The sequence below is a fragment of the Agrobacterium sp. a22-2 genome (assembly GCF_012276985.1).
GTDB lineage: Bacteria > Pseudomonadota > Alphaproteobacteria > Rhizobiales > Rhizobiaceae > Allorhizobium.
The window spans coordinates 14,775-32,213 of sequence record NZ_JAAXMM010000023.1; the positions used below are offsets into that span (position 1 = coordinate 14,775).

A 17,439-nucleotide genomic window follows, 5' to 3' on the forward strand; every position below is an offset into this window, starting at 1 on the left:
TGGCGATCGGCGGACCTGAGTGTCCGCCGACTGTTGTCCGGCGCAAAAATGTGCAGACGACGGCCTGTAGAGGGCTTGTCGCAAAAGCTTATGCGAGTCTTTGCAACAGGTTAACAAAGTTTTACTTTTTCCGACTAGACAGAGCGAATCACCTTTGATTCAATGGCTTAGGTTCGGGCGAGCGGCGCTGCGAATCAGACGAGGGATCAGGCAGGGACGATGTCGAACGCGCGGCGGGCAACCGCAGCCGATGAGCGGTTGCGACTCAAATTTTCTAAACTTCTGGCTTACCGGGACACTTTTTACGGACGATTGGCGCGGCCCCAGAGTGCCCGCAATGACAGGTCGTCCCATGTCGAGATCATCCTCAGACGCGCCATACCGGTGCTGATCATCGCCTTCCTGATGGTCGTGGCTGCGGCCCGCATGCTGGGCATCACGGCAGAACAGACCCGGATGGAAGCGGCGATCCGCCACTCTACGGCGCTTTCGGCGATCGCCGCCTCTGCAGCCCTTGGCGGCGAGGACAAGATCGTATCGGCCGACAGGGCCGCCACGGAAGCCCGGATTGCCGGCTACCTGCCACAGGACCGTCTGGGTAACGACTCCTTCATCCTGCTCATCGATCCGGCCGGCCGGGTCTTTGCCAGTTCGACCGCCGGCCTTGGCTATGTCGGCATGCCGATCACCAGCCTCCTGCCGGAAGTTGCCACCATCCGGCGCTTCCCTGATCATACCGGCGCGATCGAGACCGATATCGGCGGCATTCGCCATGTCGCCGTGCTGGCGCCGGCCGGCAGCGACGGTTCGCTCATTCTCGCCGCCCATTCGCTGACCGGCGTCATGGCTTTCTGGCGCAACGAGGTGGCGCTCAACGTCACGCTGTTTGCCGGTATCTCGTCAATCCTGCTGGTCATCCTCTATGCCTATTACAGCCAGGTAAAGCGGGCCCGCGAGGCCGACGATACCTTCCTGGAGTCCAACCTGCGGGTCGAAACGGCGCTGTCGCGTGGACGCTGCGGCCTGTGGGATTTCGATCTGGCCAGCCGCCGGCTGTTCTGGTCGCGGTCGATGTATGAAATGCTCGGCCTGCCGCCGGCGGGCAATGTCCTGTCCTTTGCCGATGCCGCCCGGTTGATGCATCCCGACGACGGCAATCTTTTCGCCCTTGCCCGCACCGTCGGCCGCGGCGACAGCCGCCAGGTTGACCAGGTGTTCCGCATGCGCCATGCCAATGGCCATTATGTCTGGCTCCGGGCTCGCGCCCAGGTCATCCGCACCAATTCCGGCGGAACCCATGTCATCGGCATTGCCATGGACGTGACCGAACAGCACCGGCTGGCACAGCGTTATGCCGAAGCCGACCAGCGGCTGGCCGACGCCATCGAATGCACCTCGGAAGCCTTCGTGCTGTGGGACAAGAACGACCGGCTGGTGATGTGCAATGCCCATTTCCAGAAGGTCTACGGACTGCCCGATAGCGTGCTGGTGCCCGGCACCGAGCGGTCGGTGGTGGATGCAGCCTCCGCCCGGCCGATCATCCAGCGCCGCATCGCCGATCCCGATCGCGGCGGCAGTTCGCGCACCACGGAATTGCAGCTGGCCGACGAGCGCTGGCTGCAGATCAACGAACGGCGCACCCGCGACGGCGGCCTGGTTTCCGTCGGCACCGATATCACCCTGCTGAAGCGCCACCAGGAGCGCCTGCGCGAGCAGGAGCGCCGGCTGATGGCGACGATCGGCGATCTCTCCGCATCCCAGAAGAAGCTGGAGCGGCAAAAGGCCGAACTGTCCGACGCCAACGAGAAATATCTCGCCGAAAAGGAACGCGCCCAGGCGGCCAACCAGGCCAAGTCGGAATTCCTCGCCAACATGTCGCACGAGTTGCGCACGCCGCTCAATGCCATCCTCGGCTTCTCGGAAATCCTGCTGAACGGCATGTTCGGGCCGGTCGGCTCGCCGAAATACAGCGAATATGCCCGCGACATCCACGATAGCGGCCAGCATCTGCTGAACGTCATCAGCGACATTCTCGACATGTCGAAGATCGAAGCCGGCCATATGAAGCTGAAATGCGAAACGATCGATCTCGCGCCGCTGATCGAGGAAAGCCTGCGCCTGACCAGCGTTTCCGCCGAGGAGAAGACCATCCGCATCGAACAGCGGATTTCCTCAGGCCTGACCTTGGTTGCCGACCGCCGGGCGTTGAAGCAGATCATGCTCAACATCCTGTCAAATGCCGTGAAGTTCACCGGCGAAGGCGGCCGCATCGTGCTTCGGGCGAAAACGGTGCGTGGTGCGGTTTGCCTGACGATCGCCGATACCGGCATCGGCATTCCCAAGGCGGCGCTCGAAAAGATCGGCCAGCCCTTCGAGCAGGTGCAGAACCATTATGCCAAGAGCCAGGGCGGCTCCGGCCTTGGCCTTGCCATCTCGCGCTCGCTCACCAACCTGCATGGCGGCGAACTGACCGTGCGCTCCCGGGAAGGCTGCGGCACCGTGGTGTCGATCCGCGTGCCGCACTGCACTGAAACCCTTCCAAAAGTACCCGCAAGGCAGCAGGTTGTCGCAGCGGCAACCGTAAGGATTGCCGAGCCGGCTTGAGAGCATGGCTTCGCGCCTATGGCTTCACCACGGCCTGAAAGACCTTGCGAACGGCCTTCGACAGGCGGCGGATTTCGGCCTCCAGCGTCTTCAGGTCGGGGCAATCGCCGGCCTGGCAGACCAGATCGATCAGGCCGGCGGGAACGGTCTTCGCCTCGAACGGTCCGTCGATGCACAGCCGGATCACCTGGGATACGTCGGTAAACAGCCGTAGCGCCTCCAGGCAGATGTCGAGATCGCTCGGCGTCATCATCTCGGCGCCGAGCGTCTTCAAGCGGTCCGCCGTGCTCAAGCCGCGTTCCGGCAGCACCACGCCGCGCACCGGCGCCATCAGGGCGAGATACTGGGTGATGAACTCGATATCGATCAGCCCGCCGGGAATGAGCTTGAAATCCCAGATATCGCGTGGCGGCTTTTCCTTGTCGATCAGGGCGCGCATCTCGACAACGTCGGCTGCGATCTTCTTTAGATCCCGCTCAGCCCCGAGCACGCCGTCGATGATCGCGTCGACCTGTTCGACCAGTCCATCGTCGCCGCAGATCAGCCGGGCGCGGGTCAGCGCCATATGCTCCCAGGTCCAGGCCTCCTCCTTCTGGTAGCGTTCGAAGGATTTGAGCCTTGTCGCCACCGGCCCCTTGTTGCCGGAGGGCCGCAGTCGCATGTCGACCTCGTAGAGCACGCCCTCCGCCGTCGGCGCCGAGAGTGCTGCGATCAACCGCTGGGTCAGGCGCGTGAAATAACGCGTCGCGTCGAGCGGCTTCGGCCCGTCGGATTCTAAGGCCGCGTCGTCATAATCGTAGAGCAGGATCAGGTCGACATCGGAGCCGGCCGTCAGCTCGTTGCTGCCAAGCTTGCCCATGCCGGCCACCGCCACCCGACCACCCGGAAACCGGCCGTGCACGGCGTGCATTTCGCCCAGCACTGCATCGAAGGCCGCGCCGATGACCAGGCCGGCCAGGTCGGTAAAGGCATAGGCTGCCTGGCGGCCATTGATGGTGCCGGTCAGCAGGCGGATGCCGATCAGGAAACGCTGCTCGGCGGCAAAGATCCTGAGCCGGTCCAGCACCTCCTCATAATGTCTGGAGCCGCCGAGAAAGGCATCGAGCCGTACGGCCAGATAATCGCGGGTCGGCAGTTCCACCATCAGGCCGGGATCGAGCATGCCGTCGAAGACATGCGGGCGCGAGGCGATGATGTCGGCCAGCCGTGGCGCCGAGGACATGATGCTGACGATCAGATCGAGCAGCGCCGGGTTCTTGCCCAGAAGTGAGAACAGCTGAATGCCGGCCGGCAGGCCCGACAGGAAGGTGTCGAACCGCAGCAGCGCCTCGTCGGCCCGCCGGCTTTCGCCAAAGGCTTTCAGCAGTTCCGGCGTCAGCGCCGTCAGCCGTTCGCGCGCCTCGACCGACTGGGTGGCGCGGTAGCGGCCGTAATGCCAGGTGCGGATGACGCGGGAAATATCCTCCGGCCGCTCAAAGCCGATGTCGCGCAGGGTCTTCAGGGTATCGGGATCGTCCTTCTGGCCGGTAAAGACCAGGTTACCGCCGGCCGAGGACAGCCCCTCCTCATGCTCGAACAGCCGCGCATAGCGCCGCTCGACGGTCCTGAGCACCACTTCCAGGCTTGCGGAAAACGCCGCCGTCCCGTCGAAACCCGCCATGAAGGCGATGCGTTTCAGCTCCGTTTCGCTGTCGGGCAGCAGATGGGTCTGCTCGTCATGGACCATCTGGATGCGGTGCTCGACATCGCGCAGAAACCAGTAGCAACGGATCAGCTCGTCGCAGGTCGTCTCGTCGATCCAGTGGGCCGCGGTCAACGCCTTCAGCGCCGCTTCCGTGCCGTGGGCGCGCAGGTCGGGCATGCGTCCGCCGGCGATCAGCTGCTGGGTCTGGGCAAAGAACTCGATCTCACGGATGCCGCCGCGGCCCAGCTTGACATTGTGACCCTTGACCGCGATCGCGCCATGGCCGCGATGAATATGAATTTGGCGCTTGATCGAGTGAATGTCGGCAATGGCCGCATAGTCCAGATATTTGCGGAACACGAAGGGCACGAGTTCCTTCAGAAAACCTTCGCCCGCCGTGATATCGCCGCCGACCGGGCGTGCCTTGATATAGGCGGCGCGCTCCCAGTTCTGGCCCCTGCCCTCGTAATAGAGCAGTGCCGCCTCGATCGGCACGGCAAGCGGCGTCGAGCCTGGATCGGGCCGTAATCTGAGATCGGTGCGGAACACATAGCCGTCGGCGCTGCGCTCCTGCAGGATGCGCACCAGGCGGCGCATCATCCGGCCATAGGTTTCCGTGGCATCGTCGGGATCGGCCAGAATGCCGGCGTCGGGATCGAAGAACACCACCAGATCGATATCGGAGGAATAGTTGAGCTCATGCGCGCCGAGCTTGCCCATGCCGAGCACGATCAGGCCGCTACCCACCGAGGGCGCGGCAGGGTCGGTCAGCGTCACCTTGCCGGCCTCATGAGCCGTCAGCAGCAGGTGATCGATTGTGGCGGCCACCGCCGCATCGGCCATGGCGCTCAGCCAGGCGGTCGTCTGCCGCCCATCGAAAATCCGCGCCAGATCGGCCAGCGCCACGAAAAAGGACAGTGCCCGCTTGGCGTTGCGCAGCCGCGCCATGACCTGCGCCTCTGTCGACGCGCCGCCCTGCTCGTTGCGCCAGGCATGGCGCGCGGTAGCGACGAGGTCATGGAGAACAGGTTCGAGCGGCTCGGTCAGGGCAGTGACCAGCAAGGCCGGCTTGAGGACCGCTGTGTCGCGTATATGCGGGGCAAGGGTCAGCGCGGCGGTGATGAAATCCTTGAGAGGGCTTTCGGAGCCAAGCAGTTCGGCGACCGCCGGACGCTCCTTGGCCATCTCCTTGAGGGTGGATAGTACGGATTTCAGCTCTGTCTGGCTCATCGGCCGGATCACGCCGGCCTTGACCTCGTCCAGCCGCCTGTCCGCTCTGTCCACCATGCTTTACGCCCTCCCCTGCGCGTCCCGCCCCGATCCGTTGCCGAATCTCAAGCGGGGTTGCCTGCAGGTTAGGATGTCTGTGCCGGAAAGACCATGGTCGCCGAAAGCCCGCGCCCTGTCTCGCGATCGGCAACCGTGTCGGCCAGCTCGAGGCGTCCACCGTGCAACGCCATGATCGCCTCGACCAGCGACAGCCCGAGCCCGGTTCCCGGTTTTGAGCGGCTTTCGTCGAGCCGCACGAAGCGCTTGACGGCGTCCTCGCGGCGATCGGCTGGAATACCGGGGCCGCCGTCGGCCACCGTCAGGCGGACCTCGCCGTCCTGCCGGGTGACGGTCAGGCGGATTTCCGGCCGACCCTGCTCGCCGCCGGCATATTTGATGGCATTGTCGAGCAGGTTGGAAATCGCCTGGCCGATCAGTTCGCGGTTTCCCCGGACAGAAATCCCCGGCTCGACTGCGGTTGCCAGCGTCTGCCCCGCCTCTTCCGCCGCGGGCTCATAGAGTTCCGCGCTGTCGGCAGCGATCGCCGAGATATCGACGTCCGAGAGTTCGGCGGCGATCGAACCGGCTTCGACGCGGGATATCATCAGAAGCGCGTTGAAGGTGCGGATCAGCTGGTCCGATTCGACGATGATGCCTTCGAGGGCGGCGCGGCGCGTCGCCACATCGTCTTCCGCCAGCGCATCGGCCGCCTTGTTGCGCAGCCGGGTCAGCGGCGTCTTCAGGTCATGGGCGATATTGTCGGAGACCTGCCGGAGCCCCTCGTTGAGCTTTTCGATGCGGCCCAGCATCTCGTTCAGCGACGAGGACAGCCGGTCGAATTCGTCGCCCGAACCGCTGACCGGCAGGCGCTGCGACAGATCGCCGGCCATGATCTTCTTGCTGGCCGCCGAGAGGCGATCAATGCGCTTCAGGGCATTTCGGCCGATGGCAAACCAGATGATCACCGCGCCGGCGCCCATGATGGCCAGTGCCACCATCAGCGCCTTGCGCACCAGCAGCCGAAACTTTGCCGGCTCGCCGAGGTCGCGGCCGATCAGCACCCGCAGGCTGTTGTCTAGGAAAAACACATGCGCCGTCGCCAGATGCTTGCGCACCGCGCCACTGTCGGAATAGCGCTCGTAGTGAAACGGAAAATTGGTCCAGCCTTCGTCGTCGAAGACGCCCGGCTCGACGGAGGCGACATTGCCGGCGAGGATCTCGCCGTTCGGCGAGGCAATCACGTAGAGATTGGCGCCGGGCTGGCGGGCGCGCCGTTCCAGCGTGCGCAGCAGCAGGTTCATGCCGCCACGATCATAGGAGGCCTGGACCTCCTCGACCTCCTGCTGGAGGCTTTCGCGGGTCTGCTGGTTGAGCAACCGCTCTGATAACGCCGTCACATAGAAGACGAGAAAGGCAGCGCACAGGGCAAACAGGATGATGTAGAGGGCCGACAGGCGAACCGCCGTCGACTTGAACAGAACGCCGAACCGGATCATGGAGCGCACGTTACCCCTCGTCCTTGATCATGTAGCCGGCGCCGCGCACGGTCTTGAGCAGCGGCTTGTCGAAATCCTTCTCGATCTTCGAGCGAAGCCGCGACACATGCACGTCGATGACGTTGGTCTGCGGGTCGAAGTGGTAGTCCCAGACATTTTCCAGAAGCATGGTGCGGGTCACCACCTGGCCGGCATTCTTCATCAGATATTCCAGCAGCCGGTATTCGCGCGGCTGCAGCGGAATATCCTTGCCGCCACGGCGCACCTCATGGCTCAGCCGGTCGAGTTCGAGATCGCCGACCCGGTAGACCATGTCCTGTTCAGGCGTGCCCTTGCGGCGGCCGAGCACCTCGACGCGCGCCAGCAGTTCGGTAAAGGCGTAAGGTTTCGGCAGGTAGTCGTCGCCGCCAGCCCGGAGCCCCGTCACCCGGTCGTCGACCTGTCCCAGCGCCGAGAGGATCAGCACCGGCGTGTTGATGGCGCGCTTGCGCAATTCGCTGATCACCGACAGGCCGTCGCGGCGCGGTAGCATGCGGTCGATGACCATGACGTCATAGCTGTTTTCCGAGCCCATGAAGAGGCCGCTTTCGCCGTCGCTTGCGTGATCGGCAACGATTCCCGCCTCGCGGAACGCCTTCGTCATATAGGCTGCGGCTTCCAGGTCGTCTTCAATAACCAGTATCTTCATGTGCGGGACCATATCGCCGGCCGCGCCATCCGCACAACCGGAAATGCCCGGCTTCACAGATTGTTGGGATTGGGAACCCATTGTCCGCTCCTCTTCAATGAGAAAAGGGCGCCGCGTTCCGGATCGGTCCGGCCCGCGGCGCCCCTTCATGATGCTGAGACCGCAATCAGCCCGGCTGAATGGGCAGGCCCATTCAACCCTGGTTGATCGGCAGGGCGACGAAGCGGCTGCCGCTGTCGGACTCGATCTGGAACAGCGCCTTGGTGCGGCCGTCCTTCTTGGCCTGGTCGATGACCTTGGTGATTTCCGACGCCGTCGCGACGGCCTGGTTGTTGACCGAGGTGATCTTCTCGCCGGTCTTCAGGCCCTTGTCGGCGGCATCGGAGTCCGGATCGACTTCGACGATCGTCAGGCCCTTGCCGTCTTCGGCGGGTGTGACGCTCATGCCGAGATTGGCCAGGGCCTGTTCGGTCGCAGTGCCTTCCTCTTCCTCCGGCGCCTGGCCGGTGGAATTGGCCATTTCCTGCTCGTTCGGCAACTGGCCGAGATCGACCTTCACCGAGGTTGCCTTGCCGGCGCGCCACAGGGACACATCGACCTTGGTACCCGGTGCGTAGGCTGCGATGCGCTTGGCCAGGTCGCGGGGATCCTTGACGGTCTCGCCATTGACGGCGGTCACCACGTCACCCTGCTTGATGCCGGCCTTTTCGCCGGGCGAGCCGGCCTGCGGGGCGACAACCAGCGCACCGCTTGCCTCAGCCAGGCCAAGCGAGTCGGCGATATCCTTGGTGACCGGCTGGATCTGCACGCCGAGCCAGCCGCGATCGACCGAACCCGATTTCATCAGATCGGCGATGACGTCCTTGGCGACGGTCGCCGGAATGGCGAACGCGATGCCGACATTGCCGCCGGACGGCGAGAAGATCGCCGTGTTGATGCCGACCACCTTGCCGGATAGGTTGAAGTCCGGACCACCGGAATTGCCGCGGTTCACGGCTGCGTCGATCTGGATGTAATCGTCATAGGGGCCGGAGCCGATGTCGCGGCCGCGGGCCGAGACGATACCAGCGGTCACCGTGCCGCCGAGACCGAAGGGGTTGCCGACGGCCACGACCCAGTCGCCGACGCGGATATCCGATTCCTCGGCAAATTCGACATAGGTGAACTCGCGCTTGGGTTCCTCGACCTTGAGCACGGCCAGATCGGTGCGGCTGTCCTTGCCGATCAGCTTGGCGTCAAGCTCGGTGCCGTCGTTCATCACCACGGTGAATGCAGCGCCATCGGCCACGACGTGGTTGTTGGTGACGATGTAGCCGTCCTTGGAGATGAAGAAGCCAGAGCCCTGCGAGGTCGGACGAAGCTTGCCATGGCGTTCCGGACCGCCGTCGCGCGGCGGGCGCATGGCATGTCCCTCTGGCCCGCGACCTTCCTGGCCCGGAGCGCCGAATTCCTTGAAGAAGCGCTTCAGCGGATGATCGTCCGGCAGCTCGTCGAAATCGCGACCGCCGAAGCCGAAGTTGAAGCCGCTTTCATCGGAGGCCGGCTGCACATCGGACTGGACGCGGACGGAGACGACGGCCGGCGACACGGCTTCGACGACGTCGGCGAAGCTCGGGACCTGCGGGGCCTCGACCTTGACGGCCTCAGCATGGGCAGGGGTGATCATGGCCGGAAGGGCTGCGGACAACATGAGCGCCGCCAGTCCCGCTGCCGTGGAGTTCTTGAGGATGGACTTGAGCGGAGAACGGTCGTTTTTGTTGTAGAACATGGACTGTACCTTCATATCTGCTGCTGACTGGAAGCCGGGGGAACCGGCCGTGAAGCGGTGGATGATGAAGATATAAGACGCTGCACCTTACAACGAACTGTCCGCTGCATGAATATTTGGTAATCTTTGAAAAGAAACGGAAATCCGCCTGCGAATTCGTCTGTTTACTTGTCGAGCAGTTTTTCGAGGCGGGCTTCCTCGTCCGGGGTCAGTGCCTCGGTGGCCGGGCGGCTGTTTCTGCGACGGGCAAAACCCGCCATCACGGCAAGGCCGATCAAGAGCATGACCACCGGCGTGCCCCAGAGCGCGATCGTCTTGACGCTGACGCGCGGCTTCAGCAGCACGAATTCGCCGTAACGCGACACGACATACTGGATGACGTCCTGGTCGCTATCGCCATCGACGATGCGCTGGCGAACGATCAGCCGCAGGTCGCGCGCCAGTTCCGCATTGCTGTCGTCGATCGACTGGTTCTGGCAGACCATGCAGCGCAATTGTGCCGAGAGATTGCGGGCCCGCTCCTCCAATTTGGGATCGGCAAGGATTTCGTCGGGATTGACGGCGTGGGCCGCAAGGGGGATCAACAGCAACGCGGCCGACAGCAGCATGGCACGCAAGGTGAATGACCCCATGGTCTTGTTTTTCATTCAGCCGCCTCCAGTCCGACCGGCATCGCCTTGGCCCGCCGGGTCGGCGCGCCGACCCGCAGGCGCCGGTCGCTGAGCGAGACGAAGCCGCCGGTCATCATGACAAGCGCACCCAGCCAGATGCACAGGATGAACGGCTTCCACCATATCCGAACGACCATGCCGCCGTCGGCCATCACGTCGCCGAGCGAGATATAGAGCTGGCTGGTCCAGAAGGTGCGGATCCCGGCCTCGGTGGTCGGCATGCGGCGTGCCGTATAGAGCCGCTTCGACGACCAGACATCGCCGATGTCGACGCCGCCCTGGCGCAGGTTGAAGTGGCCGCGGTCCTCTGTGAAATTCGGCCCGGTGAAGGACCGCAACCCGTCGAAGGTGATCGAATAGCCGCCCGCCTCGACCGTCGCGCCCGGCTTCATTTCGACCACCGTCTCGGTTTCGAACGTGGTCACCGCGACGATGCCGAGAACCGTCACGCCGAAGCCGAAATGCGCCAACGCCGTGCCGAATGCCGAGCGCGGCAGACCACGCAAACGGCGAAAGCCGATCGACCAGGTCTGCTTGTTGAAACCGGCGCGATACCACAGATCGGTGATGGCGCCGAACATCAGGAAGAAGCCCGCCGCCATGCCGAGGATGGCCAGAACCGGTCCGCCGTTCTCGATATAAAACAGCGTCAGGCCGGCCAGCAGTGCCAAGCCGGCCGCCACGTAGAGCCGCTGCAACGCGCCCAGCAGATCGCCGCGCTTCCAGGCCAGCAGCGGGCCAAACGGCACGGCGACCAGCAGCGGCACCATTAAAAGGCCGAAGGTCAGGTTGAAGAACGGCGCGCCGACCGAGATCTTCTCGCCAGTCAGGGTTTCCAGCAGCAGCGGATAAAGCGTGCCGATCAGAACGGTGGCCGTCGACACGGTCAGGATCAGATTGTTGAGCACCAGCGCACCTTCGCGCGAGATCGGCGCGAACAGGCCGCCGGCCTTCAAGAGCGGGGCGCGGAAGGCAAACAGCGTCAGCGCACCGCCGATGAAGAAGGTCAGGATGCCCAGAATGAAGATGCCGCGGCTCGGATCGGTGGCGAAGGCATGCACCGAGGTCAGCACGCCGGAGCGCACCAGGAAGGTGCCGAGCAGCGACAGCGAGAAGGTGAGGATGGCCAAAAGCACCGTCCAGATCTTCAGCGCCTCGCGCTTTTCCATCACCAGCGCCGAATGCAAGAGCGCGGTGCCGGCAAGCCAGGGCATGAAGGAGGCGTTTTCGACCGGGTCCCAGAACCACCAGCCGCCCCAGCCGAGTTCGTAATAGGCCCAGTAGGAGCCCATGGCGATGCCGGCGGTCAGAAACGTCCAGGCGGCCAGAGTCCATGGCCGTACCCAGCGGGCCCAGGCGGCGTCAATGCGCCCGTCGATCAGGGCGGCGATGGCAAACGAGAAACAGACGGAAAAGCCGACATAGCCGAGATAGAGCAGCGGCGGATGAATGGCCAACCCGACATCCTGCAGCACCGGATTGAGGTCCTCGCCTTCGGCCGGCACCGGGCTGATGCGCACGAAAGGGTTGGAGGTCAAAAGGATGAACAGGATGAAGGCGCCGCTGATCCAGGCCTGCACAGCCAGCACATTGGCTTTCAGGCGATCCGGCAGGTTGGTGCCGAAGAAGGCGACCATGGCGCTGAACAGCGTCAGGATCAGCAGCCACAGCATCATCGAGCCTTCGTGATTGCCCCAGACGCCCGAGAACCGGTAGATCGCCGGCATCAGCGAATGGGAATTCTGCCAGACGTTCAGAAGCGAGAAGTCGGAGACCATGTAGGCATAGGTCAAAACGCCGAAGGAGAAGGCGACGAGGGCAAACTGCACCAGCGTTCCGGTCGTGCCGATCGCCATCAGCGCCGCATCGCCGCGCCGCGCGCCGATGATCGGCAGGATCGACAGAACCACCGTGGCCGCCAGCGCCAGGACCAGCGCGTAGTGCCCGAGTTCGATGATCATTGCGTCGCCTCCTCGCCCTGCCAGACGCCGTCTTTCTTCAGACGGTCGGCGACTTCCTTGGGCATGTAGTTCTCGTCATGCTTGGCCAGCACCGTATCGGCAGAAAACACCGTCGAGCCCGCCTCGAACACGCCCTCGGTCACCACCCCCTGCCCCTCGCGAAACAGATCCGGCAGGATGCCGACATAGGTGACCGGCACCGTGCTCGATCCGTCGGTCACGGAAAATTTCACCGTCGAGCCCTCACCGCGCACCACGGACCCCTCGGCCACCAGCCCACCGAGCCGGATGCGCGTTCCCGGATCGATCGGCATCTTGGCAATGTCGGACGGCATGTAGAAATAGGCAACTGCCTGGCCGAAAGCGAACATGACAAGCAGGACGGCGGCAATGATGAAGCCCATGCCGCCGGCAATCACGGCGAGACGTTTCTGTTTGCGGGTCATTTCAGTGCTTCCTCCACGGGCAGTCCCAGTTCGCGGGCCGATGCCATCAGCGCCTTGCCCTGCTCTCCCTCAGCAGGAAAGGCGACCAGCCCCGCCTTCAGCGCAGCCACAGCGCGGTCGGGCTCCTTCAGCATGGCATAGGAACGGATAAGCCGCATCCATCCTTCGAAATTGTCAGGATTTTCCTTCAGCTTCTGGTCGAGGCCATCGACCATGCTGCGGATCATCGCCATGCGGTCGCCGGTCGCCATGCCCTGCGCTGCCGCCACGTCGGCTGCGCTCGGATTTCCCGGTGCATCGGGGTTGACCGGCGTGGCCTCGGCGACAGCCGCCTCACCGCCGTTGGCCACGATATGCTCGTTGACCAGGTCCAGCCACGGCGCGCCGGGCGGCGACTGTTCGGCCAGCGCCTTGAAGGCCGCCAATGCCTCGGGGTGCTTGCCGGCCTGTTCCTGTGCCAGCGCCAGATAAAACGCGGCGCGCGGATTGTCTGCCTTCAGCCGCAGCGCCTCCTCGAAGGCGGACCGCGCATCGTCGGTGATGATGCCCTCGTTGCCGGCAATCAGCGTTTCGCCAAGGCCGCTCAACCGCTCGGCGCTCGCCCCGTTCAGCCGGATGGCGTTGCGATAGGCAAGCTCGGCGTCGCCGAGACGCTGGCTCTTGAAATAGATCGGCGCCAGAACGTCCCAACCGGATCCATCATTGGGGTTTTCAGCCAGATGCCGTTCGGCCTTGGCGACCAAAAGGTCGAGATTGCCGCCGGGATTTTCAAGCCGCGCGGCCAGCGGCTGCGACGGCGTGCCTGGGCTGCCGGTCATCAGATAAAGGCCGAGGCCTATGGCGGGAAGACAGAGAAAGATGAAAAGCTGGGCCAGCGGATGGCCGCGCGGCGCCACCGGAGCGTCCGTCAGGCCGGTCGGCGCAGCGGAAGCGGCCAGCAGCCTGCGGCCAATCTCGGCCCTGGCATAGGACGAGTCCTGGTCGGAAATCAGCCCGAGCGCCTTGTCGCGCTCCAGTTCCTGTAGCTGGTCGCGGTAGACCGCAGCCTCGCCCTCGTCGCCGGTTGATACGGTCACCCCCGCTCTCATCAAAGGCAGCATGAGCGCAAGAGCGACGACAAACGTTAAGACGGCGATGACGATCCAGAACAACATAAGCGCCCAAATACTGCAACCGGCCGGACAATCCAACCGACAAACGGCCGATGACGCGAATTTGAGGCGTTTGGCCGCATGGAATGCTCTATGCTGGCATCAACGGGCCAGCCTTGACTTAAGTCAAGGGGGTCCAGGTTCCATTGGCGTTGCGACAGGCCGTTCCGCGGGCTTCGGTCTGACGTCCGCCGTCGACCAGCTTATGGGCATATTGCCGGCAGTTCTGCGCGCCGACCTGATAGGGCGCCGAGGCGACCACCTGGCCGCTGACATTGCGGCCGGTCCAGGTCACCGGCTGTCCACCGGGGGCGGCTTCCAGCGCCCGATATTCGGCCTCAAGCGCCCTTTGCTTTTCGCTGGAGCTCAGTTCGACCGGGCTGCGCGACACGATGCCGCCCTGCAGCGCCGTGATGTAGACGGCAGAGGAATTGGAACCGCCGGAAGACAGCAGCCCGGAACGGCTGCCGCCACCATTGGTGGTGCAGGCCGACAGGAGCAGCGCACTCAGGCCGACAGCAACCGAGCGCCGCGTGGCGGATACAATCATGGGGTAGGTCCGAATCGAGCCTGAAGTATTGATCATGCAAATGGAACCCTACTGCTGCTGCACGGACATGGCATCATTGTGGCTGTCTCTCTTTGCGCATATTAGCGCGCGAATCGACAAATAGGATGGAAATTCCGGCGCTTGCCGCGAAAGAATTCGCCGAACGCGTCCAAGCTGCAACAGCGGCGGCGGGATCGTGACCGCAATGACTGCTGCAACCAACCGGTTCTGTCCGGCGCATGGCGGTCACCTGGCCGGACCTCATGCTGCATCCTTCGAGACGCCCGGCAGCAGGAGCCGCGCCCTCAGCCCGCCCGAAATGGCGCGCGAGAGCCCGAATGCGCCCTGATATTCGGTGGAAATCTCCTTGACGATTGACAGGCCGAGGCCGGTGCCGGGCTTGCTTTCATCCAGCCTTCGGCCGCGTTTCAGCGCCTCGACGATCTGGTCCGGCTCCAGTCCCGGTCCGTCGTCCTCGATCGTCACCTCGATCCACTGCCGCCTTGCGGGATCGACGCCCTCTTCACCGGATGCCGCCACGCCGACCGCCACCTTCACCCTGGAGGCCGCATAGCGCGCGGCGTTCTCCAGAAGATTGCCGATGGTTTCTTCAAGGTCCTGCTGCTCCATGGCGAAAACCAGACCTGGCGCGGCGACATCAAGCTCGAATTCCTTGTCGGGATTGAGCCGGCGCATCACCCGCGTCAGCCGTTCCAGAACCGGATCGGCCTCGCAGCGCGCCAGGACCGACTCGCGCTGGGCGGCGATGCGGGCGCGGTTGAGATAGGAGGCGACCTGCGCCTGCATGGCCTCGGCCTGGGATTTGACCACCTCTCCATGCGGCTTTTTCAGCACCCGCGATTCGTTCAAAAGCACGGCGATCGGCGTCTTCAGCGAATGGGCGAGATTGCCGACCTGCATGCGGGCTCGCTCGACGATGCGTCGGTTGCTGTCGATCAAGGCGTTGATCTCATTGGCCAGCGGCTCGATCTCACGGGGAAACTGCCCCTCGATGCGTTCGGCCTCGCCGCCGCGGATCGCCTCCAGCGCCCGGCGTGCCCGGTCCAGCGGCTTCAACCCGTAAAGAATGGCCAACCCGTTGACCAGCAGGCCGCCGAAGCCGAACACCGCAAGGGCTGCATAGAGCCGTGTCGAAAAGGCCTGGATTTCCTCTTCCACCGAGATCAGGTTGCCGGAGACGCGAAACCGCGCCGCCCGTCCGCCCTCGTCGAGGATGACTTCCGTTTCGGCGACCCGCAAGCGGTTGCCGAACTCGTCGCTCATTCCGTAGAAACGCTCGTAGCTCTGGTCGAACGGCGTTTCCTCCGTGCTCGGCACCGGCAGGTTGGCCGTACCGAGCGAGGTCGAGGCCATGGGTGCTGCGGCAAAATTGCCGAGCGGCTCGACCAGCCAGTACCAGCCGGTCTCCGGTTGCGAAAACCGGAGGTCGCCGAGCGACGGACTGCCGGACAGGCTGTCGCCATCGCCGATCGAGACCGAATTGATGACATTGTAGAGTTGGGCGCGCAGCAGATCGTTGAAGGCGCGCTCGGCGCCCTGCCGGTAGAGGGCCGAGATGACGACCGCAATCGTCACCAGCGCCGCAGCATACCAGACGGTCGCCAGCAGCAGCACCCGGACGGTAAGGGAGCGGGGACCGATCGCCATTCTAGATCTTGGACGCGGCGCCGTTTCGGCACCCCGATCCGGTCACGAAAGCCCATCGCACCTCCCGAAGCTTCGCTTTAACCCGCATCGGCCGGCGCCTTGATCCGGTAGCCGAGGCCACGCACGGTCTCGATCATGTCCATGCCGATCTTCTTGCGCAGCCGCCCGACGAACACCTCGATCGTGTTGGAATCGCGGTCGAAATCCTGGTCGTACATATGCTCGACCAGCACCGTGCGCGACACCACCTCGCCCATGTGATGCATCAGGTAGGACAGCAGCCGGAATTCGTGGGAGGTCAGTTTCAGCGTCGTGCCGTTGACCGTCGCCTTCGACGCCTTGGTGTCGAGCCGTACCGGGCCGCAGACGATTTCCGACGAGGCGTGGCCAGCGGCACGGCGGATCAGGGCGCGGATGCGCGCCAGCACTTCCTCGACATGAAACGGCTTGGTCACATAATCGTCGGCGCCTGCGTCGATGCCGGACACCTTGTCGCTCCAGCGGTCGCGGGCCGTCAGGATCAGCACCGGCATGACCCGGCCGCCGGCCCGCCATTTTTCCAGCACGGTAATGCCGTCCATTTCCGGCAGGCCGATATCGAGGATGACAGCGTCATAGGGTTCCGTATCGCCGAGAAAATGGCCCTCTTCGCCGTCCAGCGCATGATCGACGACATAGCCGGCCTCCTGCAGGGCCTCGACCAGTTGCCGGTTCAGGTTGACATCGTCCTCGACGACCAGAATCCGCATTTACCCCGTTCTCCCCATCTCTACATCAAGGCCCTCTCGTGAGGCCTGCCAGCGAAACCGTCGTTTCGCACTCAGCACCGTCATTCGTCTCAGCGCGGCACCGGGATGGTTTCCTTGCGCGGCCGGGCATTGCCCTTGCCGGGGATCAACACCGTGACCAGGCACTGCCCGCCGGAGGGCCGGACCGACAGCAAGGTGCCGCCGGATTGCTGGAGCGCCCTTGAGACCGCCGCCCGGCAATCGCCGCCGCCATCGCTCCGGCTCTTGCCGTTGTTTCCCTGCGCCTGCACCTGAACCACAGGCAAGGGTTGCGCAAAGGCCGCGGCATCCGGCATCGGAGACCCGGCCAGACCGGCTGCGATGCTCGCTATGATCAGGGATGATGCCATGAGGTTTTACTTCTTCCGCTACGCCATTGCTTATGGTCGATCTTTACCGGACAGCATCTGAATGGCAAATGAATGCCACCGCATATACCGACGTCATTCGCTGCGAGAGCGTTGGACAATGCTGGCCTTGGCCGAGATCCGACCGTAAAGCGCCAGCAATCCGCCCAGCGAACCGCCAAGCCCGACCAGAAGGTCGGCAAGATCGCCCTGCTCGTCAAGTCCCAAATGCACGCCGGCAAGCCCCAGCAGCGACGAAGCGACCGCCACCAGTGCGCCCCAGATCGTCTTCGACTGATACCACGATTTCAAGTCCTGCATGACAGTCTCCTTTTCCCGTTTGTGTTG

14 protein-coding genes are annotated in these 17,439 nt (G+C 63.9%); 1 reads left to right on the top strand and 13 read right to left on the bottom strand.

Going from position 1 to position 17,439, the window contains the following annotated elements; all coding sequences use genetic code 11:
- Nucleotides 1-219 precede the first annotated feature (219 nt).
- Nucleotides 220-2,604 (top strand): PAS domain-containing sensor histidine kinase, encoded by a 2,385-nt coding sequence (locus tag HFC70_RS24920; protein WP_168476015.1) that lies wholly within the window; start codon nucleotides 220-222, stop codon nucleotides 2,602-2,604.
- Between the two features lie 16 nt (nucleotides 2,605-2,620).
- Here the strand turns inward: HFC70_RS24920 and HFC70_RS24925 are convergent, their stop codons facing one another.
- From HFC70_RS24925 to HFC70_RS24985, 13 genes are all read right to left on the bottom strand, one after another.
- On the bottom strand, nucleotides 2,621-5,575 hold the full coding sequence (locus HFC70_RS24925) for a bifunctional [glutamine synthetase] adenylyltransferase/[glutamine synthetase]-adenylyl-L-tyrosine phosphorylase (RefSeq protein ID WP_168476016.1): 2,955 nt from the start codon (nucleotides 5,573-5,575) through the stop codon (nucleotides 2,621-2,623).
- Between the two features lie 68 nt (nucleotides 5,576-5,643).
- Complete coding sequence (locus tag HFC70_RS24930; protein WP_168476039.1) at nucleotides 5,644-7,053, bottom strand: HAMP domain-containing sensor histidine kinase; 1,410 nt, start codon at nucleotides 7,051-7,053, stop codon at nucleotides 5,644-5,646.
- Nucleotides 7,054-7,063: 10 nt separating this feature from the next.
- Nucleotides 7,064-7,753, bottom strand: coding sequence for a response regulator transcription factor (locus tag HFC70_RS24935; RefSeq protein ID WP_305792535.1), 690 nt, complete (start codon nucleotides 7,751-7,753; stop codon nucleotides 7,064-7,066).
- A 181-nt stretch (nucleotides 7,754-7,934) separates the two neighbouring features.
- The gene (locus tag HFC70_RS24940; protein ID WP_246735948.1) at nucleotides 7,935-9,509 is read right to left on the bottom strand and encodes a Do family serine endopeptidase; all 1,575 of its coding nucleotides are present in this window, start codon (nucleotides 9,507-9,509) and stop codon (nucleotides 7,935-7,937) included.
- A 164-nt stretch (nucleotides 9,510-9,673) separates the two neighbouring features.
- Nucleotides 9,674-10,156, bottom strand: a complete 483-nt coding sequence (locus tag HFC70_RS24945; RefSeq protein ID WP_246735949.1) for a cytochrome c-type biogenesis protein — start codon at nucleotides 10,154-10,156, stop codon at nucleotides 9,674-9,676.
- On the bottom strand, nucleotides 10,153-12,141 hold the full coding sequence (locus HFC70_RS24950) for a heme lyase CcmF/NrfE family subunit (protein ID WP_168476019.1): 1,989 nt from the start codon (nucleotides 12,139-12,141) through the stop codon (nucleotides 10,153-10,155). The genes HFC70_RS24945 and HFC70_RS24950 overlap by 4 nt, the downstream gene beginning before the upstream one ends.
- Nucleotides 12,138-12,587, bottom strand: a complete 450-nt coding sequence (gene ccmE, locus HFC70_RS24955; protein ID WP_168476020.1) for a cytochrome c maturation protein CcmE — start codon at nucleotides 12,585-12,587, stop codon at nucleotides 12,138-12,140. The genes HFC70_RS24950 and ccmE overlap by 4 nt, the downstream gene beginning before the upstream one ends.
- Nucleotides 12,584-13,741, bottom strand: coding sequence for a c-type cytochrome biogenesis protein CcmI (gene ccmI / locus HFC70_RS24960; protein ID WP_168476021.1), 1,158 nt, complete (start codon nucleotides 13,739-13,741; stop codon nucleotides 12,584-12,586). The genes ccmE and ccmI overlap by 4 nt, the downstream gene beginning before the upstream one ends.
- A 118-nt stretch (nucleotides 13,742-13,859) precedes the next feature.
- On the bottom strand, nucleotides 13,860-14,288 hold the full coding sequence (locus HFC70_RS24965) for a hypothetical protein (RefSeq protein ID WP_168476022.1): 429 nt from the start codon (nucleotides 14,286-14,288) through the stop codon (nucleotides 13,860-13,862).
- Nucleotides 14,289-14,549: 261 nt separating this feature from the next.
- Nucleotides 14,550-15,950 carry a HAMP domain-containing sensor histidine kinase gene (locus HFC70_RS24970; protein WP_168476041.1) on the bottom strand — a complete coding sequence of 467 codons (1,401 nt, stop codon included), beginning with the start codon at nucleotides 15,948-15,950 and terminating at the stop codon, nucleotides 14,550-14,552.
- 83 nt (nucleotides 15,951-16,033) lie between these two features.
- A complete protein-coding gene (locus tag HFC70_RS24975) occupies nucleotides 16,034-16,705 on the bottom strand; it encodes a response regulator transcription factor (protein WP_168476023.1) in 672 nt (223 codons plus the stop codon).
- A gap of 89 nt (nucleotides 16,706-16,794) precedes the next feature.
- Entirely contained in the window at nucleotides 16,795-17,094 is a 300-nt protein-coding gene (locus HFC70_RS24980; protein ID WP_168476024.1) for a hypothetical protein, read from the bottom strand.
- A 93-nt stretch (nucleotides 17,095-17,187) separates the two neighbouring features.
- Entirely contained in the window at nucleotides 17,188-17,412 is a 225-nt protein-coding gene (locus HFC70_RS24985) for a hypothetical protein (protein ID WP_168476025.1), read from the bottom strand.
- Between the last annotated feature and the right edge of the window lie 27 nt (nucleotides 17,413-17,439).